We start from the raw sequence: 24,815 nt of genomic DNA, 5'->3' as shown, positions 1-24,815 counted from the left end.
AGCAGCCCATACCGGGAACCACTCTACAAACTGCCAGGGAATGTGGCAGACTATCCGCTCCGAGCCGAAGGCCAAGTAAGCACTGCGGCCGGTTTCTTTAATTGTCAGCAAGATTGGGTGTAGTCATGTCGTCTCAACAGATCATCTGGGACCAGGAATTAATCCAAAAATATAATTACTCCGGCCCGCGTTATACCTCTTACCCGACAGCCCTCGAATTCCATGAGGCATTTACCTCGGCTGAATTCGATATGGCCTGCACCCAATACCCTGAGCGTCCCCTGTCGCTCTATGTACATATCCCGTTCTGCCACAAGCTTTGCTATTACTGTGGCTGTAACAAGGTGATCACCCGGCACCAGCACAAAGCCAATGATTACCTGGATGTGCTTGAGCTTGAAATTCGCCAGCGGGCGTTTCTTATGGGCGGTCGCAAGGTGTCCCAGCTTCATTGGGGCGGCGGTACACCTACCTTCCTGACCAAAGCACAGATCTCCCGCCTGATGGGCCTTTTGCGCCAGGAATTCGATTTTGCGCCTGATGCTGAAATCAGTATCGAAGTTGACCCGCGTGAAATTGAGCTGGATATGGTGGACCACCTGCGGGCCGAAGGCTTCAACCGCATGAGTATCGGTGTCCAGGACTTCAATAAAGAAGTACAGAAGCTGGTTAACCGTGAGCAGGACGAAGACTTTATCCGCAGCCTGCTGATTCGGGCGCGGGAGCTGGGCTTCACATCCGTGAACCTGGACTTGATTTACGGCCTGCCGAAACAGACCCCGGCTTCCTTCGCTCTGACGCTGGAAAAAGTACTGGAAATGGATCCTGACCGCCTGTCAGTGTTCAACTACGCACACCTGCCAAAACTGTTTGCCGCTCAGCGTAAAATCCACGATGAAGATCTCCCGCAAGCCCAGGAAAAAATGGCCATGTTACAGGAGACTATTGCCACCCTGACCGGAGCCGGGTACCAGTTTATTGGTATGGACCACTTTGCCAAGCCACAGGACGAGCTGGCGGTGGCGCAGCGAAATGGCGAGTTGCACCGTAATTTCCAGGGCTATACCACCCAGGGTGATTGTGATCTGCTGGGCTTGGGCGTATCCGCAATTTCAATGATTGGTGATACCTACGCCCAGAACCAGAAAGAGCTCAAGCACTATTACGCGCAGGTAAACGAGCAGCACCACGCACTGTGGAAAGGGCTGGTGCTTGAGCAGGATGACCTGATCCGCCGTGAACTTATCAAGACCCTGATGTGTAATTTCTCGTTGTCCAAGAAAGCCATCGAAACGCGTTTTGGTCTGGAATTCGACAACTATTTCTCGGAAGACATAAAACTTCTGCAGTGCTTTATCAATGATGGGCTGGTGGAAGAGAATGAAGAGGAAATCCGCATTACGCTTCGTGGCCGCCTGCTGATACGTAACATCTGTATGTGCTTTGACACCTACCTCCGTGACCGGGCCAGACAGCAGCAGTTTTCGCGGGTTATATAAAACCTGTGGTACCAAAACAAAAAAACCGCATTTTTGCGGTTTTTTTGTTTCTAATATCCGCCGCTTACAGAGGTAAGCAGCAGGGCCAGGATACCGGCGACAAAGGGGCCGGAGCCGGAAGTGGCAGCCAGTTCAGTGGCTGAGAGCAGGGCGTCGAACATTTCGTCTCCAAATTGGGGTGGTTTACCGGGTTGCCTGGAACTTGCCCCCTGTTTTACCTGAAAAGTGCGACGCCATTTTATGTCAGTATGACAACCACCGGTCCTGACCAAAATCAAACCTGGTTAAATTATGCTCGCGCTGCGGCTTTAGCAACCAGCTCGGCTTTTTCTGAGTCTGACAGGAAGGCCATTTCAAGACCGTTGCGTTGCAGCGTTTCAATTTGTTCCTGAGTCAGGCCGGCGGCCGGGGCTGCGACTTCATATTCGTAAGGAAGCTCAATCCCTTCCACTGCAGGATCGTCAGTGTTCAGGGTGGCCAGGATGCCGTGCGACAGGAAAGTTTTCACCGGGTGTGAAGTCAGGTCTGCAACGGTGCTGGTTTGGAGGTTCGAGGTCAGGCATGACTCGATACCGATACGGTGCTGGGCTAGGTAGTCCATCAGGGCCGGATCTTCGATTGCTTTTACGCCGTGGCCGATGCGTTCTGCACCCAGCTCCCTGATTGCCTGCCACATACTCTCTGAACCGGCTGCTTCACCAGCGTGTACGGTAACACGAAGGCCGGCACTGCGGACCTTGTTGAAGTGTTCAATAAACTGGGTACCCGGTTGGCCGAGCTCATCTCCGGCAAGGTCAATGGCTGCCAGCCTGTCTTTGAATGCCAGCAGGGCGTTCAGCTCCTGCATGCAGGCGTCGGTGCCGAAGGTGCGGCTCATAATACCGATAAGGTTGGTCTTTACGCCAAACTCCCGGCTGCCGGCATCAACGCCATCAGCGACGGCTTCAACCACGCCTTGCAGGGGAAGCTGGTGTTTCATCGCCATATAGTAAGGAGAGAAGCGCAGTTCTGCGTAGTCGATCTGTGCTTTGAGGGCGTCTTCTACGTTTTCATAAGCGACCCGGCGAACGGCATCCAGATCGCCAAGGACAGCGACGCCCCAGTCGAGCTTGGACAGGAAAGCGACCAGATCTGGCTCATTTTCCACAACCTGTACGTGTGGGCGCAGATCAGCAAGGTTATCAGCCGGCAGGGCCAGGCCAAATTGTTGCCCCAATTCCAGAATAGTCTGGGCACGGATGTTTCCGTCGAGGTGACGGTGAAGATCGGTCAGCGGCAGGTGACGGGTGATCATGATAATTGCGCTCCTTCGATTGGCTATTCCGCATTGGTCGGCCAGTATAAGAACAAAGGAGCGTGACGTCAGTAGCACAGATTGTGAAAAAACAATGTAACGTCACAAATTTGCACGATAGTTACTAATGCTGTTGGGCCGGTTCATGGTAATGCCATTCATGCAGCGGGACCGGGCGGCCAAAGTGATAACCCTGGCCGTAGTGGCAACCCAGGCTGGCAAGGGTTTGGGCCTGCCTTTCAGTTTCAATGCCTTCGGCTACCACATGGACTTCCATTCCCTGGGTCATGGCCATGATGGCACGTACAATGTTGTAGTTGGTCTCACTGACATTCACGGCTGCCACAAAACTGCGATCAATTTTGAGGCTGTCACACGGCATCTGGTGCAGGTAGGAAAGGGATGAGTAGCCGGTACCGAAATCGTCAATGGCAACCCGGATCCCCATTGCACGGATTTGGTCGAGGGTCTGGTGTGACTTCATTCCGTTGTCCATCATCTGGGTCTCGGTGATTTCCAGCGTGAGGTTGGCTGTTTTCAGGCCGCTGGCCATCAGGATATCTTCAAGCCGCATGATGAAATCATCATGCACCAGCTGGCGGGCGGAAAGGTTCACATGAAGCTGGAAATCTTTTGGCCATTGCCCCTGTTCGATTTGCCGTGCGGTATCGAACGTCGCTTTTCTCAGTACGCACAGGCCGATTTCGGCAATAAGGCCATGCTTTTCTGCCAACGGGATAAAATCTCCCGGCGGCACCATCCCCCGGTGTGGGCTTTGCCAGCGTACCAGGGCCTCCGCACCACACAGACGGTAGTCCTTGAGGTCAACGACCGGCTGGTAGTGGACAACAAACTCATCGCTGTTTATCGCCATGCGAAGTTCGCCAAGCATCTGTGCCTGGGTCAGGGATTCGGCCAGCATGGATTTTTCAAACTGGCAGTAATTGCCGGCATCCGTCGCTTTTGCCCGGCTGAGTGCCAGGCTGGCATAGCGCAGCCAGTCCATCATATCGGTATCTGACAATACGCCAATCACAACGCCGGCATTGGCTGACAGCTGGATGTTGCTTGAACCGACAGTGAACGGGGTTTGCAGCGTAGCCAGCAGCTTCTCGGTAACCGAGAACGCCTGGTCGGCACTTCCGGCCTCCGGCCAGTACACGGCGAATTCATCCCCGCCGATACGGGCTAGCAGGGTGTGGCGTGATGGCAGGTTAATGCTGAGGCGATCGGCAATTTGACCCAGCAGATAGTCACCCTTTTTCAGGCCGAGATTGTTGTTGATATCCCGGAAGCGGTTGAGGCCCAGCAGTATCAGCGCCCCTTTGGTACTGCTGCTTGCCCGGGCGTGTCGGATTAGGCCCTGGTAGCTGTACAACCCTGTCAGGATGTCGAAATCCACCTGCTCCTGCAGCATATTGAAAGAGTGCTTGAGCTGGTCACCCATGTGGTTGAAGGCTTCCTTGAGAGCCTCCGTTTCCTTTATTTTCATCTCCCGCTGGATGCGGAAATCAAGATCGCCGTAGGCCAGCCGTGCGGCTGCCTTAGCAGTATCAGCAATCGGGTGGGTCAGTCGGCGAAGAAGGGAGTATGCGATTAGGCATCCAAGCCCGGAAACGGTTAATACGGTCAGAAGGCCAATGCGGTAGGTGGATGTCAGATCCCCGAGTAAGCGTGTTTCAGGAATAACCACTGCAATGTACCACGGGTTTTTGCTGTCACCTTCTAGATAGTAGGGGGTGACTTTGGCGTGGAGAATCCCCTGCTTTTCGTCAACGAGTTCAAAAGGGGTACAGATCTTTTCATCGGCAGATTTATCGTTCTCAAAACGGGCAAATTGTGACAGCACTGCCTGTACATTGGGGTCTGGGCTGAGAGAGGCAGGCTCCAGCAGTTGGATGTGAGGGTAATCCGGGTTTCCGTAGGCGAGCAGGCGCTTTTGGCTGTCGAGGATAAAAAGGCTGCTGCCGTCAGTAAAGTTTTGCTGGTAGAGAAAGTCACTGAAGGAGCTCAGTTCAATGGTTACCTCTGACACGCCTACCAGCCGGTTGTCCCGAATAACCGGTGCAGCGGTAGTAATGGTCAGTGCGTTGTTTTTATCTGCTGTGTCACCGTCCTGTATCCAGGTCGGGACCATTGCTTTGGCTACCTCGCGGTACCAGAGCTGTTGGGTGGGGTCAAAACCCTTAGGAGCATTAAGCCGGGTAATTTCACGGTCACTTTCCGGGAAGACAAATAATTCGCTGCGATGAGCCCGGAACGCATTGGTGATGTTGGTGTTTTTATCTTCCCCAATCAGAAATTCCGTGTACTGGCCTTCGGCACTCCCCAACCCGATGTAGCTGACCTGCGGCATCCCCTGCAGCATAGGCGCGAAGACATACTCGATAAACTGGAGGGCAGTGTCGTCACTATTACCTCGCAGCATGTCGAGATCACCGAGGCGTTGGGCAAAAAAGGCGTTGGTATTAAAGGGGACGCCAAGGAAGATATCGAGGTCGTGGGAGATCTCTTTGGTGTAGGACTCGAGGAGGTCAGCACTGACGCGCCGGGCAGTATCCCTGGTGTTGGAATATTGCACTGCAGCCATGGTTAACATCGTTAACCCAAGCACCACCAGAATAGGCAGCATGACCGCCATGCGCATAGACAGCAACCTTTTCTGGCCCATTGCCTTCCCGCTACCTCTTTGAACCGATTTGGGTATAAGTGACAACAAGATACAAACTTAGTGCATTGAGTTGTATATCAAATATCCCAAAATTAGACGGTGGGTACACTTTTCACGCATAAAATATAAATTAATCGTCGATCTGTAACTCTTTGAGTTTACGAGTGAGTGTGTTTCGTCCCCAGCCAAGGAGCTTTGCCGCTTCCTGTTTGTGGCCTCGGGTAAACTGCAGCGCCTCCTGCAGCAGGATTCGTTCAAACTCGGGCAGGGCATCCCTGAGCAGGTTGTCCTTGCCTTCACGGAGTGCGTCGTGTGCCCACCCTGAGAGGCTTTGCTGCCACCCTGCAAGTTCTTCGGACGGCGTGACAGTGGCCGGGCGGCTGAGCTCAGGCGGCAAGTCTTCCGGGAGGACTTCCTTGCCACTGGCCATAACGGTCAGCCAGCGGCAGGTATTCTCAAGCTGGCGCACATTACCCGGCCATTCAAAGTGAATGAGCTCGTCGACGGTTTCTTTGCTCAGGGTTTTCACTTCAACCCCCAACTCCTTGGCTGCCCGCAACAGGAAATGCTGGGCAAGTTTCGGTATGTCCTCCCTGCGTTCACGCAAGGCCGGGATGTGTACCCGGATGACGTTGAGGCGGTGGTAGAGGTCTTCCCGGAAATCACCTTCCTGGACCCGCTTTTCCAGATCCTGGTGGGTTGCAGCGATAATGCGCACATCAACATTCACCGGGGAGTGTCCTCCCACCCGGTAAAACTGTCCGTCAGCGAGCACCCGCAGCAGGCGAGTCTGCACATCCAGCGGCATATCGCCAATCTCATCAAGGAACAGGGTGCCGCCGTTGGCCTGTTCAAACCGGCCTTGTCGGATTTGGTTGGCCCCGGTAAATGCCCCTTTTTCATGGCCAAACAGCTCTGACTCAATCAGGTCTTTGGGGATGGCGGCCATATTAAGGGCGATAAAGGCACTCTGTGCCCTTGGGCTGTGACGGTGCAGGGCATGGGCAACCAGTTCTTTACCGGTACCGGACTGACCGTTGATCAGAACCGAAATGGAAGAGCGTGACAGGCGGCCGATAGCGCGGAACACCTCCTGCATGGCCGGGGCCTCCCCGATGATCTCCGGGGTATCAACCTGTTCGGTTTTCCCGCTCCGGTTGCGTTTCTGTTCCTGGCTGTGGGCCAGGGCCCTTTCTACCAGGGTAACGGCTTCGTCGATATCAAAGGGTTTTGGCAGGTACTCGAATGCCCCTTCCTGGTAGGCGTTAACTGCGGCATCCAGGTCGGAGTGCGCTGTCATGATGATGACTGGCAGGGTGGGGAAGTCACTTTGCAGCACCCGAAGCAGTTCGAGGCCGGATGTACCGGGCATTCGGATATCAGACAGGATGACATCAGGGACTTCCCGGTCAAGCTGCTGCATTACGCTGTCAGCGTCAGCAAAGGTTTCACAGCGCATGCCGGCGGCGCTGAGGGTTTTTTCCAGAACCCAGCGGATTGAACTGTCGTCGTCGACGACCCAGATTGCCCCTTTGCTCATGACGTTCCCCTGTTATTTTTTAATTGGAAGAAATATGGTGAATTCAGTGTGTCCCGGCCAACTGTTAACTTCGATTTTTCCCTGATGCTGGTCGATGAGGTTACGTGAAATGGACAGCCCGAGCCCGGTGCCTCCTTCCCGCCCGGTCACCATGGGGTAGAAGAGCGTGTCCTGCAACTCCGTCGGGATCCCCGGCCCGTTGTCGATGATGTCGATTCGCGCAGCCAGGCGAAAACGCTGGCCATGGATAATGGCCTGGTGCGAGGTGCGGGTACGCAACAGTATTTCGCCCCCTCCCTGTGGCTGGAGGATCTGCGCTGCGTTGGAGACAATGTTCAGAAGGGCCTGCTCAAGCTGGTCGGCATCAATATCAAACTCCGGCAGGCTTGGGTCGTAATCGCGGCAGATTTCAATGTTGCCGGGGCTGTCGAGTGCTACCAACTGGCGTACTTTCTCCAGCACTACATGGATGTTTCCCGGTGCCTTTTTCCCCGGCCGTTGCGGGCCCAGCAAGCGGTCAACCAGGTTGCGCAGCCGGTCTGCCTGCTCAATGATGATCTGGGTATATTCGGTCAGCGACGGGTCCGGCAGCATCTTTTCCAGCAATTGTGCAGCGCCACGCAGCCCACCGAGCGGGTTTTTGATTTCGTGGGCAAGCCCGCGAACCAGTTCCTTGGCAGCTTGCTGCTGGGCATACTGGCTGAGCTCCTGGCTGATCCGCTGCTGTTGGCCGATGGGCTTGAGCTCCAACAGCATCATGGTCTGGCCTTCCCAGCGGATCGGGCTGGCACTGAGCTCAACCTTGCGCTGCTGGCCATCGATGACCAGGGTAACGTCACTGTCGTTAAGGCTCTGTCCGTGGGTAAGGGTTTCCTGGACCATATTGAGGTCGATAGAGCTGTGCTGGATACTTTGGGTCAGCGGCTCATCGGACAACCGGCGAAGCCCCACACACAGCAATTGCTCGGCAGCGGGGTTGCCGTAACGGACTTTGAGTTCGCCGTCTAACACCAGGACAGCTGTAATCAGGTTGTCGAGCAGCGCTTTATTTTCCATAGCCGTCATTGCTCATCCTTGTTGCACTAATATGGTGCATTAAGTGTACTCTGACTCCCCCGGATGATGCACGGAGATCTGTTCCGTCCTGTGACGGGCTCGCAAGCCCGGCATTCACTGGGCTATTTCACCCTGGCTCGGTGCAGGTACACAGTCACTGAAGGTGTCGATGCAATTTCCTTGCCGTTCTCCAGAAGTGCTACCCGGATACTGTGTTTACCGCGATCAACATTGGTAAGTTGCCATTGGAGAGACGTAGAGCGTGGGCCTGAAGGGCGGTTGTTGAGGTAGACCTGGAGAGCCTGGTTTTTACCCAAGGGGGCATCCAGGGAGACACTGAGGGAGATATCACCGCTGTTGCTGCGCAGGGTTTCCTGGTCGCTGGGGGTTGCGAGAATAACGGATGATGCTTTTGGGGCTTCGTCCTTGTTAAGGCGGGCGGAAATCCCTGTTTGTATCTCTTTGGCTGGGGGACGGTGTGAACTGACAGGCGCTGCGCCTGCACTGTTATAGTGCAATTTATCACTGCGCCCTTTTTCCGGAGGGGTGTCGCTGTAGTGTGTAACACCTTTGCTGTCTTTCCAGGTATAGACCGTAATGGCGTGTACCGGTGTCAGGGCAATGATGGTTACTGAAATGAAGGCAATCAGGGAAGCGCGCTGTGCCCTCGAGGTACGGGATATCATGACTGTCCTTGCTCGTGAGCGCTTGAAGGTATGGCTTCATTCTATGTCGGCCAATCGGCTCAGCAAGCACAAAAAAGCCCACCGGAATGGTGGGCTCTTTGATATGCGATGGGAATCGCAACCGGTTGATTAAACTGAGTAGTACAGTTCAAACTCCAGTGGGTGAGTGGTCATCTGGATGCGCTCAACATCCTGAGACTTCAGGGCGATGTATGAATCGATGAAGTCATCAGAGAATACGCCACCTGCAGTCAGGAACTCACGGTCTTCGCTCAGGCAGTCCAGTGCCTGCTTGAGAGATTCTGCAACAGTTGGGATTTCCGCTGCTTCTTCTGCCGGCAGGTCATACAGGTCTTTGTCCATTGCATCGCCAGGGTGGATCTTGTTCTTGATACCGTCCAGGCCAGCCATCAGCATGGATGCGAAGCACAGGTAAGGGTTCGCTGCTGGGTCACCAAAACGTACTTCGATACGGCGTGCTTTCGGGCTTGGTACCACTGGGATACGGATAGACGCAGAGCGGTTACGTGCAGAGTATGCCAGCATAACAGGTGCTTCAAAGCCAGGAACCAGACGCTTGTAAGAGTTGGTCGCCGGGTTAGCAAATGCGTTGATGGCGCGAGCGTGCTTGATGATACCGCCGATGTAGTAAAGGGCAGTTTCAGACAGGCCGCCGTACTTGTCACCGGCAAACAGGTTAACGCCGTCTTTTGCCAGAGACTGGTGAACGTGCATACCAGAGCCGTTGTCACCTACCAGTGGCTTAGGCATGAAGGTCGCGGTCTTGCCAAACGCGTGAGCAACGTTGTGAACGACATACTTATAGATCTGGATTTCGTCCGCTTTGGTAGTCAGGGTGTTGAATCGGGTCGCGATTTCGTTCTGACCGGCAGTTGCCACTTCGTGGTGGTGGGCTTCAACAACCAGGCCCATTTCTTCCATCACCAGACACATGGCACTGCGGATGTCCTGTGAAGAGTCAACAGGTGCTACCGGGAAGTAACCGCCTTTAACGCCTGGACGGTGACCTTTGTTACCGCCGTCAAAGTCACTGCCGGTGTTCCATGCTGCTTCAACATCATCAATCTTGAAGAAAGAGCCGGACATGTCAGTTGCGAACTTCACGTCGTCAAACAGGAAGAACTCTGGCTCAGGACCAATCAGTACAGTGTCAGCAACACCGGTAGAGCGCATGTAATCTTCTGCGCGTTTGGCGATTGAGCGTGGGTCACGGTCATAGCCCTGCATGGTTGCTGGCTCAAGGATGTCACAGCGAATGTTCAGGGTAGTTTCTTCAGTGAACGGGTCCAGTACGGCACTTGATGCATCCGGCATCATCACCATGTCTGACTCATTAATGCCTTTCCAGCCGGCTACAGAAGAACCGTCGAACATTTTGCCGTCTTCGAAGAAATCAGCGTCAACCTGATGGGCAGGAATTGAGATATGCTGCTCTTTACCTTTGGTATCGGTAAAACGCAGGTCTACGAACTTAACTTCGTGCTCCTGAATCAGCGACAGAACGTTTTCTACTGACATGTAACTAACCTCCGGTGTCAAAGTATTTGGCGAAGCAACACAGATTCAAATGGCTGCGCCAGAAAGTTTTGAGGTAACGCTAATAATGTGGCGTCTTTTCTACCTGGCTATACAAATGCCAAAAGTGTGCCAAAAACATAACCTCATGTATTTAAAGGGCTCAAAGCTGAAATGCGTTTTGGGATGACAAACTTATGCACTTATTTGGTGCATCAAGGCTCCAATTTGGTGCATCAAGGTCCTTTCCTGATCTGAGTGCCCCAAAATAACGCAATCTCATTTGGCGATGCGCAGCAAAATAAGTCAATGGGGTAATAATTGAAGCCGCTCACAAGGTTAGCGTGTAATAGTTGATTTTTTTCCTCAATATTCTCGTCAGAAATGCGGGTTTCGCTGGGAAAATTTGTGAAATCTGCTACATTATCGACCAATTCTAAACCCGGTGGCGGCAGATCATGACGCTACACCCTGTGAGTGAATAAACTTCATGTCTAATCCACAGATTGAAAAACTGAGAAATATCGCGATTATCGCGCACGTTGACCACGGTAAAACTACCCTGGTGGACAAGCTCCTGCAGCAGTCAGGTACGCTGGAAACTCGTGGTGAGCACGAAGAGCGCGTGATGGACTCGAACGACATCGAGAAAGAGCGCGGTATTACTATTCTGGCGAAGAACACTGCCATCACCTGGAACGACTACCGCATCAACATCGTTGACACCCCGGGACACGCCGACTTCGGTGGTGAAGTAGAGCGTATCATGTCAATGGTAGACTCTGTTCTGCTGATCGTTGACGCTGTAGACGGCCCAATGCCTCAGACTCGCTTCGTAACTCAGAAAGCGTTCGCTCACGGTCTGAAGCCAATCGTTGTAATCAACAAGATTGACCGTCCGGGTGCACGTCCTGATTGGGTTATGGATCAGGTGTTTGACCTGTTCGACAACCTGGGTGCCACTGACGACCAGCTGGACTTCCAGGTAGTTTACGCATCAGCACTGAACGGCTGGGCGACGCTGGAAGAAGGCGAAACCGGCGAGAACATGGAACCACTGTTCCAGGCTATCGTTGATAACGTAGCGCCACCAGCCGTTGATACTGACGGTTCTCTGCAAATGCAGATCTCTCAGCTGGACTACAGCTCTTACGTAGGTGTTATCGGTGTTGGCCGTGTAACCCGCGGTAGCGTTAAGCCAAACCAGCAAGTGACTGTGATCGGTGCTGATGGCAAGACCCGCAACGGTAAAGTTGGCAGCGTGCTGGGCTACATGGGCCTTGAGCGTCACGACGTTGATCTGGCAAATGCCGGTGACATCGTTGCAATTACTGGCCTGGGTGAACTGAAGATCTCTGACACCATTTGTGACGTTAACGCTGTTGAGGCCCTGCCTGCACTGAGCGTTGACGAACCAACTGTTACCATGACCTTCCAGGTAAACACCTCTCCGTTCGCAGGTAAAGAAGGTAAGTTCGTGACTTCACGTAACATCCTTGAGCGCCTGCAGAAGGAACTGGTACACAACGTTGCGCTGCGCGTTGAAGAAACTGATGACCCGGACCGTTTCCGCGTATCAGGCCGTGGTGAGCTTCACCTGTCTATCCTGATCGAAAACATGCGTCGTGAAGGCTTCGAACTGGCAGTATCCCGTCCTGAAGTAATCATCAAAGAAGAAGATGGTCAGAAGATGGAACCGTTTGAAACGGTAACTATCGACGTTCAGGAAGAGCACCAGGGCGGTGTGATGGAGAAAATCGGCCTGCGTAAGGGCGAGATGACTGACATGTCTCCAGATGGCAAGGGCCGTGTGCGCATGGACTTCATGATGCCTTCACGTGGCCTGATCGGCTTCCAGACTGAATTCATGACCCTGACTTCTGGTTCTGGCCTGCTGTACCACACATTTGATCACTACGGTCCACACAAAGGCGGCGAAATCGGCCAGCGTGTTAACGGCGTACTTATCTCAAACGCAACCGGTAAGGCACTGACTTACGCACTGTTCAACCTGCAAGAGCGTGGACGCCTGTTCACCAAGCACGGTGACGAAGTGTACGAAGGCCAGATCGTTGGTATCCATAACCGTAACAACGACCTGACTGTTAACTGCCTGAAAGGTAAGCAGCTGACCAACGTACGTGCATCTGGTACTGACGAAGCTCAGGTGCTGACTCCTGCACTGAACTACACCCTGGAACAGGCTCTGGAGTTCATCGACGATGACGAACTGGTAGAAGTAACTCCAGAAAGCATCCGTCTTCGTAAGAAGCTGCTGACTGAGAACGACCGTAAGCGCGCAAGCCGCTCTAAGTAATCCGGTCTTCCAGCCAGATACAAAAACGCCATCCTGACGGATGGCGTTTTTTATTACCCTGAGTTCTTGCTGGCAGGTATCGCCAGTAAGGCTGAATGGTCAGCTGCGGATAAAGCGGTTGTAGATGAACAGGATAATCAACGCACCTACGGTCGCCATAAAAATACCGCCGATTGAGAATCCGCCGGTTGTGCTTATGCCAACCAGAGAGCCTACCCAGCCACCCACAATGGCACCGGCAATACCTAAAACAACGGTCATGATAAAACCGCCACCGTCCTTGCCTGGCATAATCCATTTAGCCAGGATACCTGCAATCAGACCAAGAATAATCCAGCTGATAAAACCCATTTGTTGTTCTCCGTTTATTTGGTGATATCGGGTTCAGGCAGCAACTTGCGGCTGCCGTCAACGCACATCCCGACTATAAACGGCTGATTTTCACAGCTCTGTCGCAAAATTAAGACTTCAACGTCTTAATGAAACGGTTGGACTCATGGATAGCCGCCTCCATCTGGCGGATAGCCTGTTGGATATCACGTTCCAGGCTGGCAAATTCCCCTTTCAGTGAACCAATGGCTGCTGCATTGAGGTTATGCTTCAGGTACAGGGAGTTATCGCGAAGGGTATCCAGTACCGGCACCATTTTGGCCTCAGCACGCTTCATCGCCCGCAGCATGGACTCGTAGTGCGCCTTGGTTATTTTGAGCTTCTGGGCGCTGTCGCGGCGAAGGGTGGCACTCTTGTAAAGTGACAGTTCGTCTTCCCACTCGGCAAACAGGGCATCCGAAACGTCTTCCACTGCGGAAATGCGTGACTGCACATCTTCAACCGCATCTTCGCTCGCTTCGTACTGGCTGTTGACCTCGTTGTACATTTCTTCCAGCTCGCCGCCGTCAAAATGGGTGAGGGCTTTGAGGCTGTCCAGGGCACTGGTGAATTGCTCCTGGGCCTCTTCCTGGGATTCCGCCGCTGCTTCCACCCGGTCAACCATGATATCCCGCTTGTGGATGCCCACTTTTTCCATGGCGTTGTAATAAGCTGACTGGCAGCCGGTGAGGGTTAAGAGCACCAGCCCGACAACGGGTAAGTAGCGCATGCAAAGCTCCTTTTTAGTAACATAGTGTTTCTGAAAAACTGACTATGGCTTATCCCGTGAACGGAAACAAGACAGAGCTTACCCGTGCATGGCACTTGTGCACGTCCTTTACCCGGCATCTGCTAAAACGTATTGGTCACGACCGGCTTACCGTCAGTGCGGGTTACATGGCTTATGTGACCCTGCTCTCTCTGGTTCCGCTGGTGACTGTCCTGCTGACGGCGCTTTCCGCTTTCCCCGGTTTTGCCGGAATGGGAGAGAAGCTGCAAAAGTTTGTGATTGAGAACTTTGTCCCGGCAGCCGGGGAGGTGGTGTCGGAGTACCTGCACCAGTTTGTTGCCAATGCAGGCAAGATGACAGCGATTGGCGTTTTCTTTCTGTTTGTCGTCGCCCTGATGCTGATTTCTGCCGTTGACCAGAGCCTTAACTATATCTGGCGCTGCAAACAGAAACGCCCGGCAGTAACTTCTTTCTCGCTGTATTGGATGGTACTGACACTGGGCCCAGTGCTGGTAGGTACCAGTCTGGCCATGAGTTCGTATGTTACCTCGTTAAGTATCCTGCAAAACGAAATGATTACTGGCATGCAGAGCTCGCTCCTCCGCCTGATGCCGTTTATCCTGACTACCTTTGCGTTTTATGGCCTCTATACCCTGGTGCCGAACTGCCCGGTGCGCTGGCGTCATGCGCTGGCCGGGGCACTGACAGCTGCACTGCTGTTTGAGCTGAGTAAAAAGCTCTTCGCCATGTACGTGACGCACTTCCCGTCGTACCAGCTGATTTACGGCGCGCTGGCTGTGATCCCGATTCTGTTCGTGTGGGTTTATTTCAGCTGGTGCATTGTGCTGTTGGGGGCGGAAGTGACTGCGACGCTGGGGGAAATTCAAGACGAGGCCCGGCAGGATGATCAGCTTTCCGAGCTTTTGGGTCATGATGATCTAAACGCTCCACAAGCTGTACAACATGATGAAAACACCCAGATGCACGATAAGGAGCTCGAGAAATGATTGCATTGATCCAGCGGGTCAGTGAGGCAAATGTCACCGTCGATGGTGAAATCACAGGCAGTGTTGGCAAGGGCCTTCTGGTCCTGCTTGGCGTGGAAAAGGGTGACGATGAGAAAAAAGCCCACCGACTTCATGAAAAAGTGCTGGGTTACCGGGTGTTTGAAGACGAAGCCGGGAAAATGAACCTCAATGTTCAGCAAGCCGGTGGTGATGTGCTGGTGGTTTCCCAGTTCACCCTGGCGGCTGATACCAACAAGGGGATGCGCCCGAGCTTCAACGGCGCGCCACCGGCGGAAGCGGAACGTCTGTACGAAACCTTTGTCGAATATTGCAGGGCCAGCGGTATGAAAGCGGAAACCGGCCGCTTTGCCGCTGATATGAAAGTCTCGCTGGTCAATGACGGGCCCGTGACATTCTGGCTGCAAGTTTAGTAGTGTATATACCCAAACCACCTCAGGGTGCAGGTTTCAGTCCGGCCTGTTAAGGCCGGACGTTTTCGAGGCGAACCGGTGCGCCATTATCACCGGAGAAGTGGCAACAACGGGTTGCCACGTTTAGGGAGGGTTGAGCATGTTTCGCCTGGTTACACCGGAAACAGCACAGCAGTTGGATGCGTATTTCCACTTCCGCTGGGAGATGCTGCGAAAGCCGTGGCAGATGCCTCCCGGCTCCGAGCGTGATGCTTATGATGCCGGTGCATGCCACCGGATGATCGTTGACAGCAAGGGTCGCCCGATTGCGGCTGGCCGGCTGTATGTAAATCCTGATTGTGACGGACAGATCCGGTATATGGCTGTTGCGCCGGAGTACCGAATCCGAGGTCTCGGCACACTGGTTTTGCATGCGCTGGAGCAGTTGGCGATAGAGGAAGGTGCCAAACGGCTGGTGTGTAATGCCAGAGAAGATGCGGTCGGCTTTTACCAGAAAAACGGCTTCGAGGACATGGGTGAGCTGACGGAAGAGCGCGGCACCACCCGGCACCAGCAGATGATCAAACACCTCGATGCCATGGCGGGTGTACTTCGCCATCCTGCATGGTGCCAGGAGCTGCAGCAACGCTGGGTTGTCCAAATCCCTATCAGCGAAAAGATGGGGGTGAAGATTAGCCAGTATACCGGCTACCGGTTCGAAACGGCGGCGTTATTGAATGCCAACCTCAACCCCCACCAGTCGATGTTTGCAGGCAGTATTTTCAGCCTGGCTGCATTGACCGGATGGGGAATGATCTGGCTGATGATGAAAGAACAGGGACTGACAGCAGAAATTATGCTGGCGGACAGCCATATCCGTTACCGAAAGCCGATTGTCGAAAGGCCACGTGCAGTGGTGACGCTGGACAGTTTAAGCGGTGACCTTGACCGCCTGGCCCATGGCCGTAAAGCCAGGGTAAAAATGGATGTCACCCTGTACAGCGGTGACACCGAGGCGGCGACATTTACCGGTACTTACATGCTGTTGCCGGGTGAGGAATCTCCTCAGGTTCAGCTGGCCCTGGTTGCCCCCTGACTGAGCAGCCAGCCAGACCTAGTTCACTGACAGGCTGCCGGTTTCTCCTACCAAATCCCATTTCCCGGAAACCTGGATAGGCTGGCTGTTGGCATCTATTGTGACCTTTGGCAAGGTAATGCGGCCACGGTCTATCTGCAGTGAAAATGCCGGAATGTTAAGCGGAATATGTTGGCTGCCCAGATCACCTGCATTGAAATCTGCTGCAATGGGGTGCAGCCACGGGTTGCTCTCCAGCCAACCTTTGGTGCTTTCACCTGCCGGGAGCTGTATGGTTACGGCTTGCGGCTCAATATCTAACTGTCCGGTCACACTGTAATTGAAACTGCTTTGCTGTGCAGCGAGACCGTTGGCGTTGAATGTCATGTCGAGTTCACCGGAAAGCGGGAAGTCTTTTTTAAGCCACTGGCGAAGCGTTGCCGCCGGGACAGAGAGCCCTTCCCCGAACAGAGCCCAAGGATGTGCCGGGTTGCTGTAATCGATGCGCCCGGACACTGTCATCAGGCCATCTTTAAACGGCAGTGACAGTTGGTTCAGGCGCCATTTCCCGTTAGCTGCAGATGTCTCTAGGTAAGGTTCGGTAACCAGAACCTTATTGAGGCTGATATAACTGGCGGAGGCATTCAGGTCTCCGTGCCAGAGACCAAATCGCTTGGCCGGCTCAGCGGCCAGATCTTTACCGTCAGCACTCAGGCCCGCTATTTGCACCGGGAAACCGATCTGCGGCCAAAGCAGGCTTAAATTGTTGATTTCCATCTGGCTGATGTTGATTTGCTTGAGTTGTTTCCAGTAGCCGGTCAGTGACGCTATCTCGGGTTCTTCCGCAACCCAGCTCACGCCGTTGATCACCAGGGAATCCAGCGCAATATCGTTTTCAGTCAGGCTGCCTTTTACTTTGACAAAACCGTCCAATAACCCGGTAGATGCGTCTACATCAAGCTGGCCGGGGTAGGCAAACACTTCAGTGATAGGGTTGGTCAGCAGCCAGTTATTGATAAGGATGTTGTCCGCCATAAAGGAAAGCCGGGCATCCTGCTGGTGCCAGATATCAAACTTCCCTTGATTGACGACCAGGTTGTCTGCAGACAGGTTGAGGGCATTGACTGACAGCCCGTCCATTTCGAGGCTGGTGTTAAGGAGGTCAACCCGGATAAGGCTGACATTGTACTGGGTCAGCTGTTTGCTCAGCCAGGCAGAGAGCTCATTGAGTGCTTGGCGGTTTTGCCAGCGTGCGTCGGAAAGAGTGAGCTGTTCAACTGTTACTTTGCTCTTGCCGATGTCAGCGGTGGCGCTGACACTGGCCTGTTCCCAGTCAAATGAGAGTGTGTCAAACCGCCAGTCACCCTTATCGTGCCGGCCGTCAGCAAGTACGTTAGTAATGTCTTCACCATGGATGTTCAGCGTTTTGGCTGTGAGGCGGAACTTGCCTTCAAAATCACCCAGGGACTTGCCTTTATAGCGCCAATTGTCGATTTGGACCTGGCCTTGGTGAACAGAGACAGCCTCACCGGAAATGTCTGCACGGTTAAGGGCAAGGCTGCGGATCAGGATATTGCTTGAGACCGGCAGGGTTTGTTCAGTCGACAGCGTGGTGCCGTCTGCGATCACTGCATCAAAAATCAGTCTGAATTTCAGCAGGCTTTCCGGGTTCCACCACACATCCAGTCGCTGGGCAGAAAAGGTAGGGGAAAGGTTGTTGGCTTCAGCCGGGAGGTCTTTGGAGGCAGAAACATCCCGCAGGGAAACATGCCATGGGTCATTGATTCGGTAGTGGAGTTCACTGGCGTTGAAGGTGATGCCATAGACCAACTGGAAGCCTTTTTTAACCACCGGGAGGCCATAGGGAGTGTGCAACAGGGCTATTCCGCTGCCAACCAGCAGGAGCAGGATAACCAGATAAATCGCAAGAAACCGAACCAGGTAGCGCATGCTTAGACTCCTTTAACCCACCAAAGAGTGGCGTAAAAGCTGAGGGTATTCAAGCACACAGAAAGAAAAGAAAAAGGAAGCCCCCAAAAAAGGGGGCTTCTTCAGTAAGGTCAGGTGCTTAATCAGTCGAGCTGTGGGCCCGCAGCAACCAGTGCCTTACCTTCTTCATTGTCAGTGTACTGAGCGAAGTTCTTCACGAAACGCTCACCCAGGTCGCGAGCCTTGCTTTCCCACTGCAGTGGATCCACATAGGTATCGCGTGGGTCCAGGATCTCGTCGTCCACATTTGGCAGAGATACTGGCACTTCCAGGTTGAAGATAGGGATGTTCTTGGTCTTCGCGCTCTCGATAGAACCGTCGAGGATGGCGTCGATGATCGCACGGGTATCCTTGATAGAGATACGCTTGCCTGAACCGTTCCAGCCGGTGTTAACCAGGTATGCTTCAGCGCCAGCTGCTTCCATACGCTTAACCAGAACTTCCGCATACTTGGTTGGGTGCAGCGTCAGGAACGCGTTACCGAAGCAAGCAGAGAAGGTTGGGGTTGGCTCGGTGATACCACGCTCAGTACCAGCCAGTTTAGCAGTGAAGCCTGACAGGAAGTGATACTTGGTCTGCTCAGGAGTCAGCTTGGAAACCGGAGGCAGTACACCGAAGGCGTCAGCAGACAGGAAGATAACTTTCTGTGCGTGGCCACCCTTGGACACAGGCTTAACGATGTTGTCGATGTGGTAGATAGGGTAAGAAACACGGGTGTTCTCAGTCTTTGAACCGTCATCGAAATCGATAGAGCCATCGCCACGTACAGTCACGTTTTCCAGCAGTGCGTCACGGCGGATTGCGTTGTAGATGTCTGGCTCAGCTTCTTTGGACAGCTTGATGGTTTTCGCGTAGCAGCCGCCTTCGAAGTTGAATACGCCTTCGTCATCCCAGCCATGCTCATCGTCACCGATCAGCTCACGCTTAGGGTCGGTAGACAGGGTAGTCTTACCGGTACCAGACAGGCCGAAGAAAATCGCAACGTCGCCTTCTTTGCCCATGTTGGCAGAGCAGTGCATGGATGCGATTTCCTGAAGAGGCAGGAAGTAGTTCATCATTGCGAACATACCCTTCTTCATCTCGCCGCCGTACCAAGTACCGCCGATGAGCTGCATCTTTTCAGTCAGGTTGAAGACAGTGAAGTTTTCAGAGTTCATGCCGTGCTCTTCCCACTTAGGGTTAGTGCACTTGGCGCCGTTCATCACCACGAAGTCTGGTTCGAAAGTTTCCAGTTCTTCTTCGGTAGGACGGATAAACATGTTCTTAACGAAGTGTGCCTGCCAGGCTACTTCAGTGATCACGCGAATGCACAGACGGGTGTCGGCGTTGGTGCCGCAGTAACCGTCGATAACGAACAGACGCTTGTCGGAAAGTTGGTGGGTTACCAGTTCTTTGAGGTCATTCCATGCTTCGGTAGAAAGTGGCTTGTTGTCGTTTTTGCCTTGATCTGACCACCACATTGTATCGCGGGTAGTTTCATCGCGGACAATAAACTTGTCCTTAGGTGAACGTCCAGTAAAGATACCGGTGTCTACAGATACGGCACCGAGTTCAGTGACCACACCACGCTCATAGCCTTCCAGGCCAGGCTTGGTTTCTTCAACAAAAAGCTGCTCGTAACTTGGGTTACGTACAATTTCTGTTGTCCCTGTGATCCCATAACGCGTTAAATCAATTGCCTTTGCTACCTTTTTTTCGCTGCTCATGACAGTCATAGGTGCTCCTTGGGTAAGATGTTATTGTTTCACTGTCGACCATGCTAACAACCTGAATAAAACAATTCAGAGAGACGATTCAAAAATTAACCACTTATTTTTTAAGGTTTTGTAATTTATTGTGGCCAATTTGAGCTCTTTATTTTACCGTTATGTGAACCATTAAAACCACCCGCAACGAATTATTAATTATTCAAAATTAAGCGTTGGCAACCCATTAAAATTCAAAAGAAACATACATGACAAAGATCAAAAAAAAGCCGGTCGTCAGACCGGCTTTTTGCTAATACTTAAGGGTTATTTCTTAACAAGAAATATCAGTGCACCTGATTTGAGCCAACAGCACCATTTTCGAAAAGTGCTGCTACATCAATGCTATCAAACACATAATCTGCATTGCAGTAGTCACAATGCAGGGTCAGGTTGCCGTTTTCTGCCAGAATAGTGTCGGCTTCATCACGTCCCAGGGACACAATGGCTGCTGCACTTTTGTCACGGGAACAGCCACACATGAATTCCACTGCCTGCGGATCAAACAGTTGGACGGTCTCCTGGTGATAAAGGCGATAAAGCACCTCTTCAGCTTCAAGTTCGAACAACTCTTCATTTTTCACAGTTTCGGTCAGTTGGACCAGGTGTTCGAAGCCGTTTTCGTCACCCTTACCGTCCGGGACGATCTGCAACATCATGCCCGCGGCCTGAGCGCGACCGCTTTCATTACCGGTGCGTAGCCACAGGCGGGTTTTCAGCTGTTCTGAATTGGCGAAGTAACCTTCGATACATTCAGCCAGGGTTTCACCTTCCAGGCCGACGACGCCCTGGTAGCGTTCACCTTTTACAGGTTCGATGGTGATAACCATGTGGCCTTTGCCAATCAGGTCTGACACTTTTTCCGATTCCGGCACTTCACCGCTGTAACGCGCAACACCGCGCAGTTGCTGGTTGTGGTTACCATTAATCACTGCCAGGGAAACCGGGCCGTCACCCTGTAGCTGGATAGTGATAGAGCCTTCGAACTTCAGGGTTGCAGTCAGCAGACTGGTTGCTACCAGCAGCTCACCCAGCAAACGCTGTACCGGAGCCGGGTAGTTGTGTCCTTCCAGCATACGCTGGTAGGTATCGCTGAGCTGAACCATTTCTCCGCGAACGGAGATACCGTCGAACAGATAACGGTGCAAGCTGTCTTTTGCCATCAGATATATCTCTGCTGTCTGAAATTAGTTGTTGGTGTACTTGAACTTAATCAGGTCACGGCGCTGTTTTTTGTCAGGACGGGCATCCGGCGCCGGGTTCTGTGCATGCAAACGGCGCAATTCTGCATCCTGCTCGCGACGGGCAATGCTCTCTGAGGTTTCCTCATAGAGTGTTTGCGCTTCCGGGGCGCCCCGTCGTTGCTCAGAGATTTTCAGGATGGTCACGGTTTTTTCGCTGTGACCCTGTCGAAGCCGGATCTCTGCGCCGAGTTCAACAATTTTGCTTGGTTTGGTGCGCTGTCCGTTATACTGCACCTTTCCGCCATCGATCATGTCCCGGGCGATAGATCGGGTTTTGTAAAAACGGGCAGCCCAAAGCCATTTATCCAGTCTTACAGCGCCTGAACTCTCTTTCGGGGACGGGTGTTTTTGTCGCACGTTCGCCTCCTTTTTGCGCGGTTGGCGTAAACTAACACAATTGGCTGCCACGATCAGCATCACATTTTCAAAGCAATATATGGTGGCGAGATAGCGTTTTTTCAATATATCCGTGTGACAATGGCACACTTGTACCCTCAGTTTTTAACATCATCGTCTGAGGTTGGTGTGTATTTTGATAATATTGTCATTTGCGTGAACGGGATGGCGGTTCACGGGTCTTATTAGATAAAGAAAAGACAAACAGTTAGAGAGTTTGGGAAGCATGGAAACAGTTGCACAACGGTGGACAAAAGGGGCGGATTTTGCCTCGGGATGGATGCGCAAGGTTCCGGCTGCGCGCCTGGCCCGTTGGGTATCTATGGTCTTATTGCTTGCGATTGCCTGGATTCTCGGCCGGCTGGTCTGGGAGTTTATGGAAACCCCTTTCCAGCCCCAGCGCTGGCAACCGGCTGCTGTTACCGCGCAGTCAGGCAATGAAGGCCCGGCTTACCAGCTTTCTGCTATCCAAAATGCCAACCTTTTCGGCCGCTACCAGCAAAAAGTGGCACCGGTTGTTAAAAAAGAACCGGTCAAGACCGCCCCGAAAACCAAACTGAACCTGACTCTTGTAGGTGTGGTTGCCAGTACAGACCCATCCCGGGCCCTTGCGGTTATCGCTAACCGGGGCAAGCAAAAAACCTACGGTATCGATGAAACAATTGAAGGTACTCGCGTTACCTTGCAGCAGGTGCAGACAGACCGCGTGATCATCCGCAACAATGGCCGTGATGAAGCACTGATGCTGGAGGGGATCCCTTACAGCGAACAAGCTGCAAGCACACCTGCACCCGCTGACAAACCCTCAGTGAATAACGGTGCCCAGGCAGAAGACCTGGCCCAGATTAAAGAAGAGCTGATTAGCAATCCGCAATCCATGCTCAAGTATATTCGCCTTTCCCAGGTTAAAGACGGCAACGAGATCAAAGGATTTCGCGTCAACCCGGGAAGGGACCGCCGCCTGTTTGACCAGGTCGGCCTGAAAGACAACGACCTGGCCGTGGCGGTAAACGGGAGCGACTTACGCGACCCGAAAGCGATGAGCCAGCTATGGCAGAGCCTGTCCGATCTTACTGAGATTAACCTGACCGTAGAGCGGGAAGGGCAGCTCCACGAAATCTATATCAGTTTCTGATACCACTTGGATTCATTCGCTGGTCAGAAAGATTAAAGAATGAATCCGAATGGTATAAACCACAGCCTAGGCTGAGCGGGAGAAGTGTGTGAAATATTGGGGAAAACGAAGCGCCTGGCTGGTAGCCGGTACCCTGTTGCTGAACAGTTTTACGGTGAATGCCGCCGAGTTCAGTGCCAGTTTTAAAGGGACTGACATCCAGGAATTCATTGAGATTGTCGGACGCAACCTGAATAAAACCATCATCGTCGACCCGGCGGTGCGCGGAAAGGTAAACGTGCGCAGCTACGATGTGCTCAACGATGAACAATATTACCAGTTCTTCCTGAGTGTACTGTCTGTTTATGGTTTTGCTGTGGTAGAAATGGACAACGGCGTGCTCAAGGTTATCCGGGACAAGGATGCCAAAACCGATGCCATTCCTGTTGTCGGGGAAAAAGACAACATTGAGGGCGACGAAGTGGTGACCCGCGTCGTACCGGTAAAGAACGTTTCCGTCCGCGAACTCTCTCCTTTATTACGCCAGTTGGTGGACAATGCCGGTTCCGGTAACGTGGTTCACTATGACCCGGCGAACGTCATTATGCTGACCGGCCGTGCGTCTGTGGTAAACCGTCTGACAGATATTATTGAGCGCGTCGACCAGGCTGGTGACAAGGAAGTGGAAGTGGTTCCGCTTAAGTATGCCTCTGCCGCAGAAATGGTTCGTATCATTGATGCCCTCAACAAAACCCAGGATGCCAAAAACGCCCCTCCGACACTGCAACCGCAGATTGTTGCTGATGAGCGTACCAACTCGGTATTGGTGTCCGGTGAGCCGAAAGTGCGGAAGCGCATCCTGAAACTTATCCGCCAGCTTGATCGAGAAATGGCAACAGTGGGTAACAACCGCGTGGTGTACCTGCGCTATGCCAATGCGGAAGAACTGGTCGATGTGCTGCAGGGTGTTTCCGACAAACTGGTTGCCGAGAAGCAGGGCAACGGACAGGGACAGGGCGGCCAGAAAACAGAAGTGCAGATTTCCGCCCACAAGGCGACCAACGCCCTGGTGATTACCGCGCCGCCGGATATCATGCGTGCGCTGGAAAGTGTTATCAGCCAGCTTGATATCCGCCGTGCCCAGGTGCTGATTGAAGCGATGATCGTTGAAGTCTCAGAAAACAACGGAGCCAACCTGGGTGTGCAATGGGGCTCGCTCGAAGGGGGCGGCATCCAGTTTACCAACACCGGTGTACCGGTTGGCTCTTACGTGGTGGCACAGGAAGAGACCAAGGACAAAACCAAGCTGGTTTCCCGGGTAGACAGCAACGGCAATGTTACCCAAGTGCCTGAAGTTGAATCCGGCACCTTTGATGCCCTGGCCAAAGTGCTGGGTGGCGTGAACGGTGCTGCTGCCGGTATCGCCCTAGGTGACTGGACGGCATTGGTCACCGCGGTGGCATCAGACAACGAAGCCAACATCCTGTCATCCCCAAGCCTGATGGTGCTGGATAACCAGGAAGCCTCCTTTATTGTCGGTGAGGAAGTGCCGGTCATCACCGGTTCGGCAACCGGCTCGAACAATGACAACCCATTCCAGACCGTTGAACGTAAGGACGTGGGCATCAAGCTCAAGATTACCCCGCAGATTAACGAAGGCACTGCCGTTCTTCTGAACATTGAGCAGGAAGTGTCCAACGTACTCGGTGCCAACGGTGCGGTTGATGTGCGGTTTGGCAAGCGCCAGCTCGACACTTCGGTGATGGTCAATGACGGCCAGATGATTGTACTGAGCGGCCTGATCGATGAGCGTACAGCAGAAAGTGAGTCCAAGGTGCCACTTTTGGGTGACATTCCGATTCTAGGCAACCTGTTCAAATCGACCAGCAGCCAGAAAGAGAAAAAGAACCTGATGCTGTTTATCAAGCCGACCATTATCCGAGACGGCATTACGGCAGATGGTGTCACCCAGCGCAAGTACAACTACATCCGTGCGGAGCAGCTTTACAAAGCGCAGGAAGATGTGGCGCTGATGCCGGGCACCAAGACCCCGGTACTGCCGGAATACGGCGAAGACCGTACCCTGCCTGCGGAAGTGCGCGCACTGGTGGCTGAACTTGGCCGCAAAGGGTCATGA

Annotated in this window: 19 protein-coding genes; 7 read left to right on the top strand and 12 right to left on the bottom strand. The window is 53.1% G+C overall.

All coding sequences use genetic code 11. The annotated features are described in order from the left end of the window. Window positions 1–125: 125 nt before the first annotated feature. Window positions 126–1,499, top strand: coding sequence for an oxygen-independent coproporphyrinogen III oxidase (gene hemN / locus NF212_RS16620; protein ID WP_434357525.1), 1,374 nt, complete (start codon window positions 126–128; stop codon window positions 1,497–1,499). Window positions 1,500–1,788: 289 nt separating this feature from the next. Here hemN and add read toward each other — a convergent pair whose 3' ends face one another. The 6 genes from add to glnA form a co-directional block, all read right to left on the bottom strand. Further along, window positions 1,789–2,793 carry an adenosine deaminase gene (gene add, locus NF212_RS16615; RefSeq protein WP_434357523.1) on the bottom strand — a complete coding sequence of 335 codons (1,005 nt, stop codon included), beginning with the start codon at window positions 2,791–2,793 and terminating at the stop codon, window positions 1,789–1,791. A gap of 124 nt (window positions 2,794–2,917) precedes the next feature. Beyond that, window positions 2,918–5,464: an EAL domain-containing protein gene (locus NF212_RS16610; protein WP_434357521.1), complete on the bottom strand. Its 2,547-nt coding sequence runs from the start codon at window positions 5,462–5,464 to the stop codon at window positions 2,918–2,920. A 130-nt stretch (window positions 5,465–5,594) separates the two neighbouring features. After that, on the bottom strand, window positions 5,595–7,004 hold the full coding sequence (glnG, locus tag NF212_RS16605; protein ID WP_434357519.1) for a nitrogen regulation protein NR(I): 1,410 nt from the start codon (window positions 7,002–7,004) through the stop codon (window positions 5,595–5,597). 12 nt (window positions 7,005–7,016) lie between these two features. Beyond that, entirely contained in the window at window positions 7,017–8,069 is a 1,053-nt protein-coding gene (glnL, locus tag NF212_RS16600; RefSeq protein WP_434357517.1) for a nitrogen regulation protein NR(II), read from the bottom strand. A 113-nt stretch (window positions 8,070–8,182) separates the two neighbouring features. Next, entirely contained in the window at window positions 8,183–8,746 is a 564-nt protein-coding gene (locus NF212_RS16595; protein WP_434357515.1) for a DUF4124 domain-containing protein, read from the bottom strand. A 129-nt stretch (window positions 8,747–8,875) separates the two neighbouring features. Then, on the bottom strand, window positions 8,876–10,285 hold the full coding sequence (gene glnA, locus NF212_RS16590; RefSeq protein ID WP_434357513.1) for a glutamate--ammonia ligase: 1,410 nt from the start codon (window positions 10,283–10,285) through the stop codon (window positions 8,876–8,878). A 487-nt stretch (window positions 10,286–10,772) separates the two neighbouring features. On the opposite strand from glnA, the gene typA reads away from it, so the two are divergent. Continuing rightward, entirely contained in the window at window positions 10,773–12,599 is a 1,827-nt protein-coding gene (typA, locus tag NF212_RS16585) for a translational GTPase TypA (protein ID WP_434357511.1), read from the top strand. A 99-nt stretch (window positions 12,600–12,698) separates the two neighbouring features. On the opposite strand, the gene NF212_RS16580 is transcribed toward typA, so the two are convergent. Both NF212_RS16580 and NF212_RS16575 read right to left on the bottom strand, forming a co-directional pair. Further along, window positions 12,699–12,950: a GlsB/YeaQ/YmgE family stress response membrane protein gene (locus tag NF212_RS16580; RefSeq protein WP_434357509.1), complete on the bottom strand. Its 252-nt coding sequence runs from the start codon at window positions 12,948–12,950 to the stop codon at window positions 12,699–12,701. A gap of 109 nt (window positions 12,951–13,059) precedes the next feature. Next, window positions 13,060–13,698 carry a DUF2959 domain-containing protein gene (locus NF212_RS16575; protein ID WP_434357507.1) on the bottom strand — a complete coding sequence of 213 codons (639 nt, stop codon included), beginning with the start codon at window positions 13,696–13,698 and terminating at the stop codon, window positions 13,060–13,062. Between the two features lie 44 nt (window positions 13,699–13,742). Here NF212_RS16575 and NF212_RS16570 point away from each other — a divergent pair, with 44 nt between their 5' ends. The 3 genes from NF212_RS16570 (at window position 13,743) to NF212_RS16560 (ending at window position 16,211) form a co-directional block, all read left to right on the top strand. Further along, entirely contained in the window at window positions 13,743–14,705 is a 963-nt protein-coding gene (locus NF212_RS16570) for a virulence factor BrkB family protein (RefSeq protein WP_434357505.1), read from the top strand. After that, window positions 14,702–15,136: a D-aminoacyl-tRNA deacylase gene (gene dtd, locus NF212_RS16565; protein ID WP_434357503.1), complete on the top strand. Its 435-nt coding sequence runs from the start codon at window positions 14,702–14,704 to the stop codon at window positions 15,134–15,136. Before NF212_RS16570 ends, dtd begins: the two co-directional genes overlap by 4 nt. 139 nt (window positions 15,137–15,275) lie before the next feature. Continuing rightward, window positions 15,276–16,211, top strand: a complete 936-nt coding sequence (locus NF212_RS16560) for a YiiD C-terminal domain-containing protein (RefSeq protein ID WP_434357501.1) — start codon at window positions 15,276–15,278, stop codon at window positions 16,209–16,211. Window positions 16,212–16,229: 18 nt separating this feature from the next. Here the strand turns inward: NF212_RS16560 and NF212_RS16555 are convergent, their stop codons facing one another. The 4 genes from NF212_RS16555 to hslR form a co-directional block, all read right to left on the bottom strand. Beyond that, a complete protein-coding gene (locus NF212_RS16555) occupies window positions 16,230–18,140 on the bottom strand; it encodes an AsmA family protein (RefSeq protein ID WP_434357499.1) in 1,911 nt (636 codons plus the stop codon). 122 nt (window positions 18,141–18,262) lie between these two features. Continuing rightward, window positions 18,263–19,894 (bottom strand): phosphoenolpyruvate carboxykinase (ATP), encoded by a 1,632-nt coding sequence (pckA, locus tag NF212_RS16550; RefSeq protein ID WP_434357497.1) that lies wholly within the window; start codon window positions 19,892–19,894, stop codon window positions 18,263–18,265. 317 nt (window positions 19,895–20,211) lie between these two features. Then, window positions 20,212–21,087 (bottom strand): Hsp33 family molecular chaperone HslO, encoded by an 876-nt coding sequence (gene hslO / locus NF212_RS16545; protein WP_434357495.1) that lies wholly within the window; start codon window positions 21,085–21,087, stop codon window positions 20,212–20,214. A 24-nt stretch (window positions 21,088–21,111) separates the two neighbouring features. Then, a complete protein-coding gene (hslR, locus tag NF212_RS16540; RefSeq protein ID WP_054676210.1) occupies window positions 21,112–21,525 on the bottom strand; it encodes a ribosome-associated heat shock protein Hsp15 in 414 nt (137 codons plus the stop codon). A gap of 265 nt (window positions 21,526–21,790) precedes the next feature. On the opposite strand from hslR, the gene gspC reads away from it, so the two are divergent. Both gspC and gspD read left to right on the top strand, forming a co-directional pair. Continuing rightward, a complete protein-coding gene (gspC, locus tag NF212_RS16535) occupies window positions 21,791–22,699 on the top strand; it encodes a type II secretion system protein GspC (RefSeq protein ID WP_434357493.1) in 909 nt (302 codons plus the stop codon). An 88-nt stretch (window positions 22,700–22,787) separates the two neighbouring features. Then, a complete protein-coding gene (gspD, locus tag NF212_RS16530; protein WP_434357491.1) occupies window positions 22,788–24,815 on the top strand; it encodes a type II secretion system secretin GspD in 2,028 nt (675 codons plus the stop codon).

This window comes from Parasalinivibrio latis, assembly GCF_036825535.1.
Lineage (GTDB): Bacteria > Pseudomonadota > Gammaproteobacteria > Enterobacterales > Vibrionaceae > Parasalinivibrio > Parasalinivibrio latis.
Note: the sequence above shows the minus strand (reverse complement) of the source record. Positions and strands in the feature narration are given on the sequence as shown.